The sequence below is a fragment of the Thermaurantimonas aggregans genome, assembly GCF_003851885.1.
GTDB classification, from domain to species: domain Bacteria; phylum Bacteroidota; class Bacteroidia; order Flavobacteriales; family Schleiferiaceae; genus Thermaurantimonas; species Thermaurantimonas aggregans.
The window spans coordinates 18,149-33,462 of sequence record NZ_BHZE01000009.1 but is presented as its reverse complement, the minus strand read 5'-3'; the positions used below and the strand labels follow the sequence as shown (position 1 = coordinate 33,462).

11 protein-coding genes are annotated in these 15,314 nt (G+C 44.1%); 6 read left to right on the top strand and 5 right to left on the bottom strand.

Features of this window, described 5'->3' with window-relative positions; translation table 11 throughout:
• Positions 1-2: 2 nt before the first annotated feature.
• Positions 3-695: a response regulator transcription factor gene (locus EIP89_RS05715; RefSeq protein ID WP_124397708.1), complete on the bottom strand. Its 693-nt coding sequence runs from the start codon at positions 693-695 to the stop codon at positions 3-5.
• A 136-nt stretch (positions 696-831) separates the two neighbouring features.
• On the opposite strand from EIP89_RS05715, the gene EIP89_RS05710 reads away from it, so the two are divergent.
• Positions 832-1,026, top strand: coding sequence for a hypothetical protein (locus tag EIP89_RS05710; protein ID WP_124397707.1), 195 nt, complete (start codon positions 832-834; stop codon positions 1,024-1,026).
• Between the two features lie 186 nt (positions 1,027-1,212).
• A complete protein-coding gene (gene metG, locus EIP89_RS05705; protein WP_124397706.1) occupies positions 1,213-3,255 on the top strand; it encodes a methionine--tRNA ligase in 2,043 nt (680 codons plus the stop codon).
• A gap of 27 nt (positions 3,256-3,282) precedes the next feature.
• Here the strand turns inward: metG and lon are convergent, their stop codons facing one another.
• From lon to porU, 4 genes are all read right to left on the bottom strand, one after another.
• The gene (gene lon / locus EIP89_RS05700; RefSeq protein ID WP_124397705.1) at positions 3,283-5,766 is read right to left on the bottom strand and encodes an endopeptidase La; all 2,484 of its coding nucleotides are present in this window, start codon (positions 5,764-5,766) and stop codon (positions 3,283-3,285) included.
• Between the two features lie 56 nt (positions 5,767-5,822).
• On the bottom strand, positions 5,823-6,992 hold the full coding sequence (locus tag EIP89_RS05695; RefSeq protein ID WP_124397704.1) for a GlmU family protein: 1,170 nt from the start codon (positions 6,990-6,992) through the stop codon (positions 5,823-5,825).
• Positions 6,993-7,231: 239 nt separating this feature from the next.
• Entirely contained in the window at positions 7,232-8,404 is a 1,173-nt protein-coding gene (gene porV, locus EIP89_RS05690; RefSeq protein ID WP_124397703.1) for a type IX secretion system outer membrane channel protein PorV, read from the bottom strand.
• 26 nt (positions 8,405-8,430) lie between these two features.
• Positions 8,431-12,276 carry a type IX secretion system sortase PorU gene (porU, locus tag EIP89_RS05685; protein WP_124397702.1) on the bottom strand — a complete coding sequence of 1,282 codons (3,846 nt, stop codon included), beginning with the start codon at positions 12,274-12,276 and terminating at the stop codon, positions 8,431-8,433.
• A 179-nt stretch (positions 12,277-12,455) separates the two neighbouring features.
• Here porU and cyoE point away from each other — a divergent pair, with 179 nt between their 5' ends.
• From cyoE to EIP89_RS05665, 4 genes are read left to right on the top strand one after another with little or no spacing between them, the layout of a single operon-like run.
• Complete coding sequence (gene cyoE, locus EIP89_RS05680; RefSeq protein WP_124397701.1) at positions 12,456-13,352, top strand: heme o synthase; 897 nt, start codon at positions 12,456-12,458, stop codon at positions 13,350-13,352.
• Positions 13,349-13,969 carry a cytochrome c oxidase subunit 3 gene (locus tag EIP89_RS05675; protein WP_124397700.1) on the top strand — a complete coding sequence of 207 codons (621 nt, stop codon included), beginning with the start codon at positions 13,349-13,351 and terminating at the stop codon, positions 13,967-13,969. Before cyoE ends, EIP89_RS05675 begins: the two co-directional genes overlap by 4 nt.
• A gap of 34 nt (positions 13,970-14,003) precedes the next feature.
• The gene (locus tag EIP89_RS05670; RefSeq protein WP_124397699.1) at positions 14,004-14,924 is read left to right on the top strand and encodes a cytochrome c oxidase subunit 3; all 921 of its coding nucleotides are present in this window, start codon (positions 14,004-14,006) and stop codon (positions 14,922-14,924) included.
• Positions 14,925-14,967: 43 nt separating this feature from the next.
• Entirely contained in the window at positions 14,968-15,270 is a 303-nt protein-coding gene (locus EIP89_RS05665; protein ID WP_245966105.1) for a cytochrome C oxidase subunit IV family protein, read from the top strand.
• Positions 15,271-15,314: the final 44 nt, after the last annotated feature.

Below are 15,314 nucleotides of genomic sequence, written 5' to 3'. Positions count from 1 at the left end.
GTTTAAGGCTTCGTCGCAAGAATGAAGCCTACGCCCGGACGTGTGTGAATCAACTTTAGGTCAAAATCCCTGTCCACCTTTTTCCGCAGATATGCTATATACACATCTATAAAATTCGTTCCCGTATCAAATCGCGTATTCCACACCTTCTCAGCGATTTCACTGCGTGAGAGTACGCGCTCTGGGTTGCGAAGCATATATTCCAGCAGATTAAACTCCTTGGGTGTGAGTTGCAAAGGCTTATTGGCTCGCGTTACCTTTTTAGTGCGTACATTCATCTCAAGGTCAGCATACTTAAGCACTTCACTTACCCCTACATGTGCTCTGCTACGCTTTATAAGTGCATTAATGCGAGCCACAAGTTCGCGAATCTCAAACGGCTTGACCAGATAGTCATCAGCTCCAGCGTCGAAACCCTCTAATTTGTCATCCGTAGTGCCCAATGCTGTCAGCATCAGAATGGGTACTGTCGAACTCATCTGTCGAATAGCCCTGCTCACTTCAATACCACTCAAACGCGGCAGCATCACATCTGTAATCACCAAGTCAAAATTCGATTGCTGAAACAAGCGTACAGCCGACTGCCCGTCGTATGCCATTGCCACCTCAAAGTCGTTCTCCCTCAGGTGCTTAGCCAGTACTTGCATCAGGCGCTCATCATCCTCTACGATCAGTATCAGCGGTTTTCGATTCATTGTCTGCCCCTGCGAATATTTTCAAATTCCAACCCTTGGTAATCCTCTGGTAATCCTCGGCCCGTAAAAGTAATATACCCCAGTCAAGTAATGTTTTATTGTTTTATTTGGGCGTGCCCCAGGCTAGGCACCAAAAGTGCCTTTGCCTGGGTCGGGCTACTCTGGGGTACGCTTCGCTTCCGTGCTTCGTCAGGGCTGCGCCCTGCCTTCGCACCGCGCTTTCGCGCGCCCGCCGTATCCCTCACGCGCACTACTGACACCACATCCCATCATAGCCAATGTAGCAACCATTTTTCAGCCAACTCACCCAAAAACAATTGACCTACGATAAGCACAAATGCTTACAGCCCTGCATCCTCTTATATTTTACTCTGACAAAAACCTCTCATCTTTAAAAGGCAAAAAACACTCTACCCTTCAGCACATCAACGCCTGGCATCAACTTTATTAATTGCTTCAAATCAACAAGCCCTTCCAACAATCTACCTTTGCCATTTCATAAAAGCGATTTCACACCTTGAAACAACCAAAACGTTACCTCGTAACTGCAGCATTGCCCTACGCCAATGGCCCGGTCCATATCGGCCATTTGGCAGGGTGTTACTTGCCGGCCGATATTTACGTGCGCTACCTAAAACTTGCTGGTGAAGATGTAAAATTCATCTGCGGCTCTGACGAACACGGAGTTCCCATCACCATAAAAGCGCGTAAAGAAGGCATCACGCCACAAGAAGTGGTCGATAAGTATCACGCGCTCATGAAAAAAGCCTTCGCCGACTTTGGGATCTCCTTCGATATCTATTCACGTACCTCTTCACCACTTCACCACACCACGGCCTCCCAATTTTTTAAAACGCTTTACGATAAGGGGGTTTTCATTGAAGAAGAAACAGAGCAGTACTACGATGAGCAAGCAGGTCAGTTTCTAGCCGATCGCTACATCATAGGCACCTGTCCTAAGTGTGGTTTTGCCAATGCCTATGGCGACCAATGCGAAAGCTGTGGCTCATCGCTAAATCCCACGGACCTGATCCAACCGCGCTCAGCCTTATCAGGTGCTGAGCCCGTATTGCGCAAAACAAAAAACTGGTATCTACCGCTCGACAAGTTTCAGTCAGCCATCGAGGCATATACCGAATCACTCAAAGACGTACTCAAACCCAATGTGTACGGCCAGGTGAAATCGTGGCTTCAGCAGGGCCTTGCTCCCAGAGCCATGACCCGCGATCTCGAATGGGGGGTACCGGTACCTTTAGAAGGAGCTAAAGGAAAAGTGCTCTACGTGTGGTTTGATGCACCAATAGGCTATATTTCAGCCACTAAAGAACTCTTGCCCGAAACCTGGCAATCCTACTGGCAAAGTGATGAAACAGCACTAATACACTTCATCGGCAAAGACAACATCGTATTTCATTGCATTATCTTTCCAGCAATGCTCATGGCCCACGGCGGATACGTTTTACCCGCAAACGTACCGGCCAATGAGTTTCTCAATCTCGAAGGCGACAAAATTTCCACCTCGCGCAACTGGGCCATCTGGTTACATGAGTACCTAGCTGAAATGCCCGATCGCGAAAGCGAACTGCGCTATGTGCTCACCTCCATCGCCCCTGAAACCTCCGATTCTGAATTCACATGGCGCGACTACCAAGCGCGTATCAACAACGAACTGGTAGCCATACCCGGTAACTTGGCAAACCGAATATTAACCCTTATTCAGAAGTACTACGACGGCAAACTGCCCTGCGATGTCATCGGTTGTTCAGATGCTCCGATGCTCGAAAAAGCTATAGAAGAAGCCTATACCGCCATCGACGAAGCTATTCGCCACTACAAGTTCAGAAATGCCCTTCAGGCCTGGATGGACCTGGCCCGCGCAGGCAATAAATACCTAACCGATGCCGAACCCTGGAAATTGTACAAATCTCAGCCTGAAGAAACCCTAAAAATTCTCAACAACGGGCTCTTTCTTCTTGGCCATTTGGCTAAGCTCATGATGCCATTTATGCCCAAATCGGCTGAGAAACTCCTTTACATGCTGGGAAAGAAAAAAATTACAAATATTAAAGACAACATCTATTGGCAAGCCGGCGAACAACTGCCCAAGCCTGAACTGCTCTTCCGAAAAATGGAAGATGCTGAACTCGAACCACAAATTCAAAAACTCGCTGCCATTCGCCAGCAATCAGCCCAGCAAACTCCATTCAAAAATTCTACAGCCGCACCCATGAAAGATACCATCACCTTCGATGACTTTCAGAAGTTAGATCTTCGCATAGCCACTGTGATAGCCGCTGAGCGCGTGCCAAAAGCCGACAAATTACTGCAACTCACCCTTGATACTGGCATCGATCGACGCACTGTAGTTTCGGGTGTAGCTCAGCACTACAATCCAGAAGATTTGATTGGTAAACAAATATTGCTCTTAGCCAACTTAGCTCCCCGAAAAATCCGCGGGGTAGAAAGCCATGGTATGATTCTGTTTGCCGAAAACAGCGACGGCAGTTTGGTAACGATGGTGCCATCTAAACCGGTAAAAAACGGCAGCTCAGTAGCTTAGAGCTTCCTGAGCTGCCGCTCCTACGGCTTAAACCTTTACTTCTGATTCCAGTACTTCAGAGAAGTCAATAGGCTCATCTACGTACTCATCTGTCAGTGCAATCGAGAGCACTTCTGACATGGTACTCACATAGTGAAATGTAAGGCCTTGGATGTATTCTTCTTCGATTTCGTTGATGTCCTTCTGATTGTCTTTGCAAAGAATGATGTCAGTGATTCCTGAGCGTTTGGCAGCAAGGATTTTCTCTTTAATTCCGCCCACCGGTAGCACTTTACCTCTCAAAGTTATTTCGCCTGTCATCGCTAGCTTCTTTCGCACCTTGCGCTGGGTGAGGAGCGATGTAAGCGCAGTAAGCATCGTCACACCGGCTGATGGGCCATCTTTTGGTGTAGCTCCCTCAGGCACGTGGATGTGAATGTCGTATTTTGAAAAGATTCGATGATCGATACCATACTTTCGGGCATTAGCCTTAATCCACGCCAGAGCGATGGTCGCGGATTCTTTCATTACCTCGCCCAAATTTCCGGTAACTGTTAATTTACCTGAACCGGGATAAATGGTCGATTCGATAAAGAGGATGTCACCACCCACTGGTGTCCACGCCAGTCCGGTAACCACACCGGCCACGCTGTTGTCTTCGGCCATATCGCGGTCATAGCGCGTAGGGCCAAGAATTTCTTGAACGGTTTCCCAACTCATGCGCACATCGTATGGCTGTTGATCAGCTTTTTTGCGCGCCACATTGCGCACAATCTTGGCGATGGTTTTTTCCAAATTGCGTACTCCAGATTCTCGGGTGTACGAATCAATGATCTTTTCGATTACCTGCCGAGAAAGTTTCAAGTCGTTTTTTTCGAGTCCGTGTTCTTTAAGTTGTTTAGGAATGAGATGGCGATGGGCTATCTCGTATTTTTCTTCGAGGGTATATCCATTCAGCTCGATAATCTCCATGCGGTCGCGCAGGGCGGGTTGTATGGTCGAAAGATCATTAGCTGTAGCAATAAAGAGTACTTTCGACAAGTCATAGCCCAGCTCGAGGTAATTGTCGTAGAATTCTTTGTTCTGTTCGGGGTCAAGTACCTCGAGCATCGCTGATGAGGGGTCGCCCTGCATACCAAAAGAGAGCTTATCGATCTCATCGAGCACAAAGACAGGATTGTCATACCCGGCCTTTTTCAAGTTTTGAATAATTCGACCTGGCATGGCACCGATATATGTTTTTCGATGGCCTCTGATTTCAGCCTCATCGCGCAATCCACCTAACGAAATACGGCTGTACTTGCGGCCAAGAGCCTCAGCTATGCTTCGACCAAGGGATGTTTTACCTACACCCGGAGGCCCATAAAAGCAGAGAATAGGCGCTTTCAAGTCGCCTTTGAGCTTGAGCACAGCTAAGTATTCGATGATCCGGTCTTTTACCTTATTTAGACCATAATGGTCGCGATCCAAGATTTTTCTCGCTCTCTTTAAGTCGAAGTTGTCTTTCGACACTTCACCCCAGGGCAAGTCGAGCATCAGCTCGATGTAGTTGCGCTGAACGCTGTACTCCGGCATTTGCGGATTGGCGCGCTGTAGCTTAGTGAGCTCTTTCTCAAAGTGTTTAGCTACTTCCTCACTCCATTTTTTTTTCTGAGCGCGGGCTTTAAATTCCTCTATTTCTTTTTCAGCAGTTACACCGCCGAGCTCTTCTTGTATGGTCTTCATCTGTTGGTAGAGGAAGTACTCGCGCTGCTGCTGGTCGAATTCGGTTTTTACTTTGTTTTGTATCTGATTCTTCATCTCGAGCATCTGCTGCTCGTTGATCAGATGCTTTAATACGATATTGGCTCGTTTTGAGAGATCTACTTCTTCCAAAATGTCTTGCTTTTGAGCCGCATCTATGTTGAGGTTTGAAGAGATGAAGTTGACTAAAAACGTTTCGCTTTCAATGTTTTTTACGGCAAAAGCCGCCTCAGAAGGCAGGTTAGGCGACTCTTGAATGATTTTAATAGCCGTTTCCTTTATGCTGTCGATCAGGGCTCTAAAGCGTTGCGTCGTCTTCTTGGGAAGTACTTCTTCTTTGGCAATTACTCGAGCTTTCAGATAAGGCTCGGTTTCAAGCCATTCGCTTACCTCAAAGCGCTTTTTGCCTTGGATGATGATGGTAATGTTTCCATCCGGCATTTTAAACATCCGGATGATGCGAGCCACTGTACCCACTTTGTACAGATCATTGGGTTTTGGGTCTTCGATGTGGCTATCTTTTTGGGCAATTACGCCAATGGTTTTAGAGCCATTGTAGGCATCGTTTATCAGGCGTATTGATTTATCTCTGCCGGCTGTGATTGGAATGACTACGCCGGGAAATAATACCGTATTTCGAAGCGGTAAAATTGGCAGGTCTTCAGGCACCTGCTCTGCTGATAACTCCTGCTCGTCTTCAGGGGTCATAAGAGGGATAAATTCTGCCTCATCTCCCCCGAACGAGTTAAGGTTCAAGGGATTATCAAATCTAAAATCTTCTACAAACATGCCTGTCAGCTTCAGTGCGTTTTAAGGGGTAAAAAGAGGGCAAGAAATACGCCAAATTACCTGTATTCCTTGGTGAGCTCGTAAACACGTGTCAAAATGTCGGTCTCTACTGCGTCGAGTTCTTTTTTGCGTCGAGCCATTACCCTCGAAGCTGTTTCAAGAGCTTTTTCCAGTTTATAATTGGTCATACCCTGTGCCCCACCCCACGAAAAGGAAGGAATAAAATTTCGCGGAAATCCGGAACCAAAAATGTTGGCACTCACCCCTACCACAGTGCCGGTATTAAACATTGTATTGATGCCGCATTTAGAATGGTCACCCATAAATAGGCCGCAAAACTGAAGGCCCGTGCGCTCAAAACTACCAACCGCATAATTCCACAGCTTTACTTCATCGTAGTTGTTTTTCAAATTGCTGTTGTTGGTATCAGCGCCTATGTTACACCATTCGCCTAACACGCTATTTCCTAAAAAGCCCTCGTGCCCCTTATTCGAATATCCAAAAAGCACCGAATTATTGACTTCTCCTCCCACTTTACAGTATGGGCCCAAAGTTGTAGGTCCATAAATCTTGGCGCCCATGTTCAGTTGTGAGTGCTCGCCCACGGCCAGAGCACCGCGTACGAGTACGCCCTCCATTACAGTTGCGTCTTTGCCTAAATAGATTGGCCCAGTAGTAGTGTTAATCACAGCGCATTCCGCCCATACACCATCTTCCACAAAAATTCGGTCGCCAATAATTTTGTTAGTGTTGCTTAATGTCTTTGAGGTTCGACCTTTAGTTATAAGTTCATAATCGTTTTCCAGTTCAACGCCATTGTGCTGAAAAATGTGCCATAGGCGCTCAATTTTTGTCAGAGGGTCTTTGAATTCTGTAGTCTCATTTACAACTGATTCTAAATCGGTTTTCACCTGGTCAGCTGTGAGGCAGGCGGCAATTACACTGCCGTGAAAGGTTATACCCTGCCCAGGCTTTAAACCAGAAAGAGCATCTACAAATGCATCCGTGGGGCATACAGAGGCATTTACTACTATATTCACCTCATTGATTTTCAAAGGATATTTTACAGAGAGATAATCCTGTGTATGATAAGATACGCTACAGTTGCGCTTTGTGTATTTCTCAGCTATGGTCAGTATTCCAACGCGTATTTCGCCTACTGGTCGAGTAAAAGTAAAAGGCTTCAAATGCTCGTAGGCATTACCATCGAATAAAATAATGTTCATGGCACATTAACGTTCAAATTTACATCGGCAAAGAAAGAGTGAAAGCTCTAATCAACTCAAACAAGTTGTTTAAGCATGTTTTCTGAAATTAGTTTCCTTGGCTACCTGAAGGTTTAGTACAAAAATTATTTTGTTTTTTAAAAAAAAATTGATGACAGCCTCATGTAATGGGTTATATAATTACCTTAAAAACTACAGAGGTCGTCGAGTTTTTAATGAGTGAGCTATTACAATTCAGCTTACTTCTTATTCGAATTAAAATTAAAACCAAGCGAAAACCTCAATGTGTTTTCAAGCGGACTTCTTACGATGGCTGATTGAGGTATAAGATACGAAAAATCAAATGTTAATGAGGAATACCTCAAACCAAACCCTACAGTAAAATATTTGCGGCCTCCTTTTGATTCGTGTTCAAATTGATAGCCACCTCTTAAAGCAAACGTATTGTCATATAAAAATTCTACTCCGGTATTAATGATATACTCCCTGAGTTCTTCTGAAAAGCCACCCGGAGCATCGTTAAAGGATTGGAAAATGCCGCGGATTACATTTACATCATCATCCTTGCCTGCAGTGATGATTGTAGGATCGAGACTATCGCGAATGGGAGGTGTGGGTACCATCAGTTTATTTAGTTCAAGGTGAAATCTCAACTGGTTGTATTGGTCTAAGCCCCAAATAAAGCCCCCACCAAGGCGCAGATTGGTAGGTATAAAATCTGCTCTGCCGGTCTCAGTGTAGCGTATCTTATTGCCCACGTTCGAGATGTTTGCTCCGGCCGTGAATCGACCTGTCTGACCCCCTTCCATTGCAAACTCATTGCCCATGTAGTACACAGCTACATCAGCCGCAAATGCCTGCCCAGGCTGCGTTTGAATACCGCCGGCTAATTGTTGACCTTGAGTAAGGTTTGAGTAGATGTATCTCAGGGCGATTGCTCCAGAAAGGTTTTCACTAAATTTAAGAGAATAGCCAGCGTCAATAGCAAATTCATTAGGCTCAGCTAAAAAGAGGTTTTGATTGTTTTCGTCAGTAAATTGTATTTCGCCGAGGGTGAAATATCTAAATCCGATCCCAAAGGCCTGATTGCTGCTAATTTTTTGATTGTACGTTACATAGGTCAGGTTAATATCAGGGACCAATCGGCTCAAATAGGGATTGTAAGAGATGCTCAGAATCTGGTCGTCATCGTCAAGGAAGGCGAGTTTCGCAGGATTCCAAAACATGGAAAATGCATCTACTGTGGTAGATACACCTACATCGCCCATAGATCCACTACGTGAATCGGGAGTTATGGTTAGGAATGGCACACTTGAGGTTACAACATTTCGATCAAATTTCGTACGCTGCCATTGACCAAACACTATACTTATTGATAACGAACATACTACAGTAAAAATAAGTCGTTTCATTTTAAAAAATTAACTTGCATTTGATACTAACGTAAAAGAACTAATTTTTCATATTGTTCAGCTTTTGAATCATCGAGTGCTGAGCGCACCTTCAGGCGGTAAATATAGACACCTTTTCCGATTTTGTTACCAAAATCATCCAAACCATCCCAATGAATGTCTGTAACCCTTGAACCAGGCGATTGAACAAATTGATGAATCGTTTTAACCAAGCGACCCGAAACAGTGAAAATCTGAATTGTTACTTCCAGAGGGTGATTTGGTCGGTTGTGTTCAAATTGAAATTTTGTACTTGTGGTAAATGGATTGGGGTAATTGAGTAAATGGCGAATTACAAATTCTGAGCTCGATGTTACAATGAATTCAGAATAAGCAGTATTTGGGTTATTGTACGTATCCCATGCACGTACAGCTAAGGTGTAATTTCCTTCTTTGAGATTAAAGAGCGGGTAGCGTACGACTCCACTTTTAAAAGTATTCAAGTCGGCTTTGTAATATTCATTTAAAACAATGGGCTGATCTTCACGACCATTGAGAATGGCGACGATATCGCGGCCTATACTGTTGCCCAGTGCATTAATTCCGGAGGAATCAGCTAATTTGACGATCAGTAGAGGGTTGGGCCCCGTAATTCCACCCATCACAAAGTTTTCATCGTTTAAAAAAATTGAAATTTGTGGCCCAACTCGATCTTCAGGAGCATTTTCATTCAGCCCTCCAACGGTTACCTGATCGTTATATCCGATAGCTTCCACTTCTTGATTAAAGGCATATAAGCTAAATCGGCCTTTGCCAAAACTGAGATTGATATCTTTTGGTATGATAAATTCGGCAGTGTAGAGGCCGTTTGTTACAGAAGCCCTTCCGCTGTAGATCAATGCAGTTTGGGTTTCAAATTCAAAGGGGAGTCCTGCACCGTCGTTGAGTAATGTCACTCGTTTCACAGGCTTGTCAAATACGCGGATTTCAGATTCACCTGTAAAATCAGAAATTACCTGATTATCGGGTCCCGTGACCTTTGCTTGAATTTTTACGCGATCTAAAGCTCTGAGTGTATCGCTAAATTGCGATGTTGAAATGGAATTTATTTGAGTAATTGTAGAATTGTTGATGGGTATAGGCAGACGCAAAGCCGGATCGCCAATGTAAGAAAACCTCAAGCGGTCGCTGCTGCCAGTACCATTTTTGGCGTATTTCGTAACGATTCCCAAAGGCAAGTAACCACTGGCGTCTTTCGTGAAAATGGTATCGAAAATTAACTCATTCAGCTGCATACCTGTAAAAGCTCCAACAGCCCGAGTAGTAGAAATAAGTGCTATGCCTGCACCTTTTGGATTAGTCAACACTTTTTCACCGGCTGATACTCGCCATACTTCGTCGAAACGGGTAAACTCGCAGGTAATTGTGACAAAAAGAGGCATGTTGTCTAAGTTATTCCACGCCTCGATGTCTTCGATGCGCAGGTATTGTTCATAGCCCCAGCCAACTTCGCCTCCGTGGCCTATGTAATTGGTAATAAGATTGCCGCGCTGCACACTTCTGAAGATGTCTTCACGTGCCTCAGGATAAAGCTGAGTACCACTGGTTGAAACTTGCACATAAGCATCGGCATACACCTTTTGATGATTAAAGAACGGATAACGCGCCTTTACGTCGCCAGATATTTGTTCTGAAGCTTCCATAAAAGAGCGCTCCCAGGCGGCATCCACATCGTCAGTGACCCACAGCAAATTGCTGCGCCAACTGCCTTTTGCGCTTTGAGCAGTTTCGTAGTGAATCACTTTGTTCACCACCGCCATTGCTTCAGCAGGAGTACGTACAGTGAATCTGCCAATGGCTATGTCTAAATCACCAGCCATCAGATTGCCTCCTTCACCAGCATCGAGCTGTGCAAAGAAATCGTCTGTTACAAAAGAAGTGTAAAGATTAAAGGAAGGGATGGACTGATAAGTGGGAACAAAGTTGGTATTACCTGTAAGCACATCGCGATAATCGTAAGAAGCCGTGCCCATTAGAGCTACGTATTTCAGCCCCTGACCCGCTGGAGCTTTAAGGTACTGATGTCTTAAAAAGTCGCGTATAGCTGCTATATCCTGAATGCCGGAACTGTATTCGTTGTAAATCTGCTCGGTGGTGACCACAAGGGTTCGATATCCGTTCTTTTGAGCTCGGTATTCAGCTAATTTATTTGAGGCCGGTAAAAAGGAAGGATGTGTAATGATAATGTAATCAGCCGTTTGTTCAGCATGTAAGTTCTGATTAGGTACTTGACTGATGAAGGTGGGTAAAGGAAAGTTGGAACCTGAAAATGCCACAAATTCTCTTAGCGTATCGGTGTGTTGCAGCGATTGCCAAACATTCCCAGTAATACTACCCGTTAAAGCATGGTAATTGGTTGGATGTGTTACATCCCAAACCATAAGACCAGGTGTAGCATTCTGAATCTGAAAGCGCGTCACATATCCCGATCCAACTGTTCTTAGATCTCTAAATAGTAACTGATTACCTGACATAATAAGCTGCCGGCGACCTGTTATGCGTATCCAATCAAGCCAGGCTGTTGCTCCAGGATTTGCAGAGTTGTTGAATACCAAATTGACAGATATAGCGCCATTGCCCGGATTCAGGTTGCCAGATTGTGTTACCACAGTGTATCTATCCGAAAAGTCGCCTTGTGCCACCGCCGGAAAGTTGAGCTGTACTACTGGGGTGGTTCCGCTGCGCGCTTCCATAAAAGTGCCCGGAATGGTGGAGCGCGCTATTGCCCTTACGGTAAGCGTATATGGCTCACTTGGCACAGGGTTCGGAAAATTGAAGGAGTACAGATACGACAGCCGGAAGTCAAATACATCGCCAAACCATTGACGACCCGTGCGCAGCAGATTATACTTATTTTCTTCGATAAAAGCATAATCGTCAAACGACGTACAAAGGTGTGTTTGGGTGCCGGTAGCTTCCGGTTGCGTAGTGATTCGCAGTGCATTAGGTTTATCGATCCGAATGAAATAAACTCCGCGATCTGCATACCAGTGATACACGTGCTGAAAAGTTCCTGTAGATGCATTGTAATCCCATCGATGAGCTGCTTTAGCATAAAAGAGTATGTAATCGTTTCCGTTAAAAATACCGTCATTGTTCGCATCTACGGCCAGTACTGCATTTTCAAGTAAGTCATCTGTTTTGCGAGCACCGGCAGTCTCGGGCAATAGTCCTTCGGCATTGCCATAGACTGCTATTTCATTGATGCGTATTTCACCAGTCACTCCATTCGACGAAAGAAATTGTGGAGTAATCTTGTAAATACCATCTTTATCAACCGACACCTTTAGCCATCTTCCTGAACTTAGAACAGATGTATTGGCAAACTGAGCAGTTCGTTTGCGCTGCGCACTTGCTGCCATGGATGTGGTAGTAAGCTCTATGTGGCCAGATTTGAGCAGGAAGACTTTTCCATTTGAAAGTTTAAATAGTGGTATTGTTACCACGAGCTCAGATGTGCCATTCTTTTGAATCAGTATGGAAGTCGTGCGCGATCTTTCGACATTTAGAACGTTTTCAGCGATGAGAGGCTCTTTCCATTCGACCCACACATCGCGGGTAAGTATTACAGTATCCACATCAGCTGAAGAATTTTGAAGAGAAAGTTTGTAATACGGCAATCTTTGCTCATTGTAAAAAACGTTTTTTTCGGCAGTAAAAGGGAACGAAACGGTTATCTCACTGCCAAATCGCTCTTGTTTAAAAATCCATTCGATGTTTATGTCTTTTGTAAATCTGGTTTGGCTGTAAGCCGCTAAGCCAGTAAATGCAAAGAGTAAAGTTTTGATCCAACGACGGCCTCTCACAGTATTCATCAAATCTTCAACGTACATTCAAAGACAAAAAGTATAAATCGATTACAAACAAAGGTACTGAACGAACAAATGCAAAATGGTTAGGTAAAAATTAAGGTCTTAAACGATTCCAAAAATCTCCAAAAATCTGAGTTTCAAGCAAACAACATCCAGCTTAAAACGTCTTACTTTTGTGCACTTTTTTCTGAGTATAGTTAATGTCGGCACTTTTACAGAGTTACCTCACGCTATCGAAGTGGAAAGACTTGCTGCTTTTAGGTAAAGTACGCCTGTCGTTCAGCGTAGTATTTTCAGCTGGTGCAGGATATCTGGTAGCAACTTCAGCTTTCGAGTGGAAAACCTTTTTAAGCTTAGTACTTGGCGGTTTGCTGATAACAATGGCTGCCAATGCTTTTAATCAAATCATAGAAAAAGACATCGATGCCCGAATGGCGCGCACCAGCCATCGGCCACTGCCAGCAGGCCGACTCACATTGGCTGAAGCTTACTTGGCTGCCATTTTATTATCACTGGCAGGAGTTTTTTATCTATTTAAAGTCAATTCATTGACAGCTGCTTTTGGAGTAGCTTCATTGTTGCTATATGTTTTCGCCTACACTCCTTTAAAGGGTGTAACACCTTTTGCAGTTTTTGTAGGTGCCATACCAGGAGCAATGCCTTTTATGCTTGGATGGGTAGCTGCCACCGGACGATTTGGAATTGAACCTGGAACCTTGTTTGCCATTCAATTTTTATGGCAGTTTGCTCATTTCTGGGCGATTGCCTGGATTTTGCACGACGACTATCTGAAAGTGAATTACATCCTCTTGCCAAGCGGCAATCCGGATGCAAGGAGTTCTTTTCAAATACTCATGTATTCGATCGCAGTTGTGATTGCAAGCGTTTTACCCGTCTTTCATTTTACTGGTAAACTCCATTTATCTGTTTATTCCACAGTTGGGATACTTGTAATTGGCTTTTATTTCGTTCGGTCTGCTTTTGAGCTGCACAAAAAGCCCACGAAGTACAATGCTCGCAAGGTGATGCGAACAAGCATTATCTACCTCACATTAATGCAAGTGATTTATGTAATGGATAAATACCTATTGCAATGAAACAATATAACGATTTTGGCACACAGAGGATGCAAGACGATAAGCTTTTGCTCAAGCAGCAGCGCAAACGCGCAGCCAAACCCCTCCTTTGGGTATCTATGGGCAGCATCTTTATGGCTTTTGCTGGTTTGGTGAGTGGCTACATCGTGAGCCGAGGATTTCTGCTAGAGAAGGGTCAGTGGGTAGAGTTTAAGCTGCCAAATCAATTTATTTACAGCACTATAATAATTGTACTTTCCTCGATTGTATTATTTATTGGACAATCACAAGCCAAAAAAAACATCGAAAGAGCTGGCTGGTATATGGTGACTGCATTGGTGCTCGGAGCGCTATTCTGCTATTTTCAAATAGCAGCATATCAAAACCTAATCAGCCGCAACATCTATTTTACAGGGCCCGGTTCCTTTACGTCTGGCAGCTGGATATATGCCATTTCCTTTTTGCATTTACTGCACATATTCGGAGGTTTGATAGCGCTTTCGGTGGCTTCGGTAAAGGCTGCCCGCCACAGCTACACTGAAGATGACCATTTGGGTTACACCTTAGCCTCTATCTTTTGGCACTTTTTGGGCTTTGTGTGGATTTTTTTGTACACCTTTTTAACTTTTTATCGCTAAAATTGCAGCCAAAATTTTTAAACAGTTTACCTACATGGCTACGCATAGTGTGACTTCAGAGAACAACGAAAATGTTTGGGGCGGTGGAAATGAGCCATTTGCTGCCAGCTATGGCAAGCTGATGATGTGGTTCTTCCTCATTTCTGATGCGCTGACTTTTACAGGATTTCTTACGGCTTATGGTTTAATTAGATTCCGATATTCTGATACATGGCCCGTTCCAGAAAGTGTTTTCACACATTTTCCATATTTAGAGGGCGACCATCCATTGCTATATGTTGCTCTTATGACCTTCATCCTCATCATGAGCTCAGTGACGATGGTATTAGCTGTAAATGCCGGCCATCAAAAGAAGAAGGATAAGGTAGCTCTTTGGTTATTTTTGACCATAGTTGGTGGTTTTATTTTCTTGGGTTCCCAAGCATGGGAGTGGTATCACTTCATCATGGGTGAGCACGGCTCTGTAAAGGTAGAAAATACGGTTTACTACATAGCCGACGAAAAAGGCCACAGAATTTCGCTGGCTGAAGTTGTGCATGGTAAAGAACACAATGCCCACGGTGAGCACCATGAAAAATTTACAGCTGAACAAGTGCGTGCAGGCTTTATGGCTAATAAAGAAGCCCGCCTGATGGATCCAGGAAAAGTGGGTAAAATCTACTCGCGCTCTGAATCTGAATCTATGATCAAAAAAGCTGAAGTGGTACAAGGAGCCAACATGAAGCAAAATGAATACGGGCACACCTTATTTGCTAACTTCTTCTTCTTCATTACAGGCTTCCACGGCTTCCACGTTTTCTCAGGTGTAGTTTTAAACATTGTGATTTTTGCCAATGTACTCCTAGGCACTTACGAGCGCAGAGGTCACTATGAAATGGTGGAAAAAGTTGGACTGTACTGGCACTTCGTTGACCTTGTTTGGGTATTTGTTTTCACATTCTTTTATCTTGTGTAATAAAATTTGAGTAGAGATGGCACACGAACACGACAGCAAAAAAATGGTCCGTACAATTTGGACTGTGTTTTTCATACTTCTCATCGTCACTGCAGTTGAAGTAGCATTAGGTATCATTCATCCTGAGCCACTGATGGTAGAAGTGATGGGCACACGCTTGCTCAACCACATCTTCATCATTCTTACTCTCCTTAAGGCATACTACATAGTAGCCTACTTCATGCATGTGAAGTATGAAAAGAAAAATCTGGTTTGGACTTTAGCGTTGCCTACCTTCATTTTAATTCCATACATTACCTTTATAGTACTTACTGAAGGTTCTTACATGTACAAAATAGGTTTTTAAACCATTTTGTGTAAGGGTCTGTTCTTTTTTTAGTGCAAAAGGTT

What these genes read in the sequence shown, in the direction of transcription:
- porU (WP_124397702.1), bottom strand. Translation starts at nt 12,276, where the DNA reads ATGTACGTTGAAGATTTGATGAATACTGTGAGAGGCCGTCGTTGGATC.
- EIP89_RS05695 (WP_124397704.1), bottom strand. Translation starts at nt 6,992, where the DNA reads ATGAACATTATTTTATTCGATGGTAATGCCTACGAGCATTTGAAGCCT.
- porV (WP_124397703.1), bottom strand. Translation starts at nt 8,404, where the DNA reads ATGAAACGACTTATTTTTACTGTAGTATGTTCGTTATCAATAAGTATA.
- EIP89_RS05675 (WP_124397700.1), top strand. Translation starts at nt 13,349, where the DNA reads ATGAAACAATATAACGATTTTGGCACACAGAGGATGCAAGACGATAAG.
- EIP89_RS05665 (WP_245966105.1), top strand. Translation starts at nt 14,968, where the DNA reads ATGGTCCGTACAATTTGGACTGTGTTTTTCATACTTCTCATCGTCACT.
- EIP89_RS05670 (WP_124397699.1), top strand. Translation starts at nt 14,004, where the DNA reads ATGGCTACGCATAGTGTGACTTCAGAGAACAACGAAAATGTTTGGGGC.
- cyoE (WP_124397701.1), top strand. Translation starts at nt 12,456, where the DNA reads ATGTCGGCACTTTTACAGAGTTACCTCACGCTATCGAAGTGGAAAGAC.
- lon (WP_124397705.1), bottom strand. Translation starts at nt 5,766, where the DNA reads ATGTTTGTAGAAGATTTTAGATTTGATAATCCCTTGAACCTTAACTCG.
- EIP89_RS05715 (WP_124397708.1), bottom strand. Translation starts at nt 695, where the DNA reads ATGAATCGAAAACCGCTGATACTGATCGTAGAGGATGATGAGCGCCTG.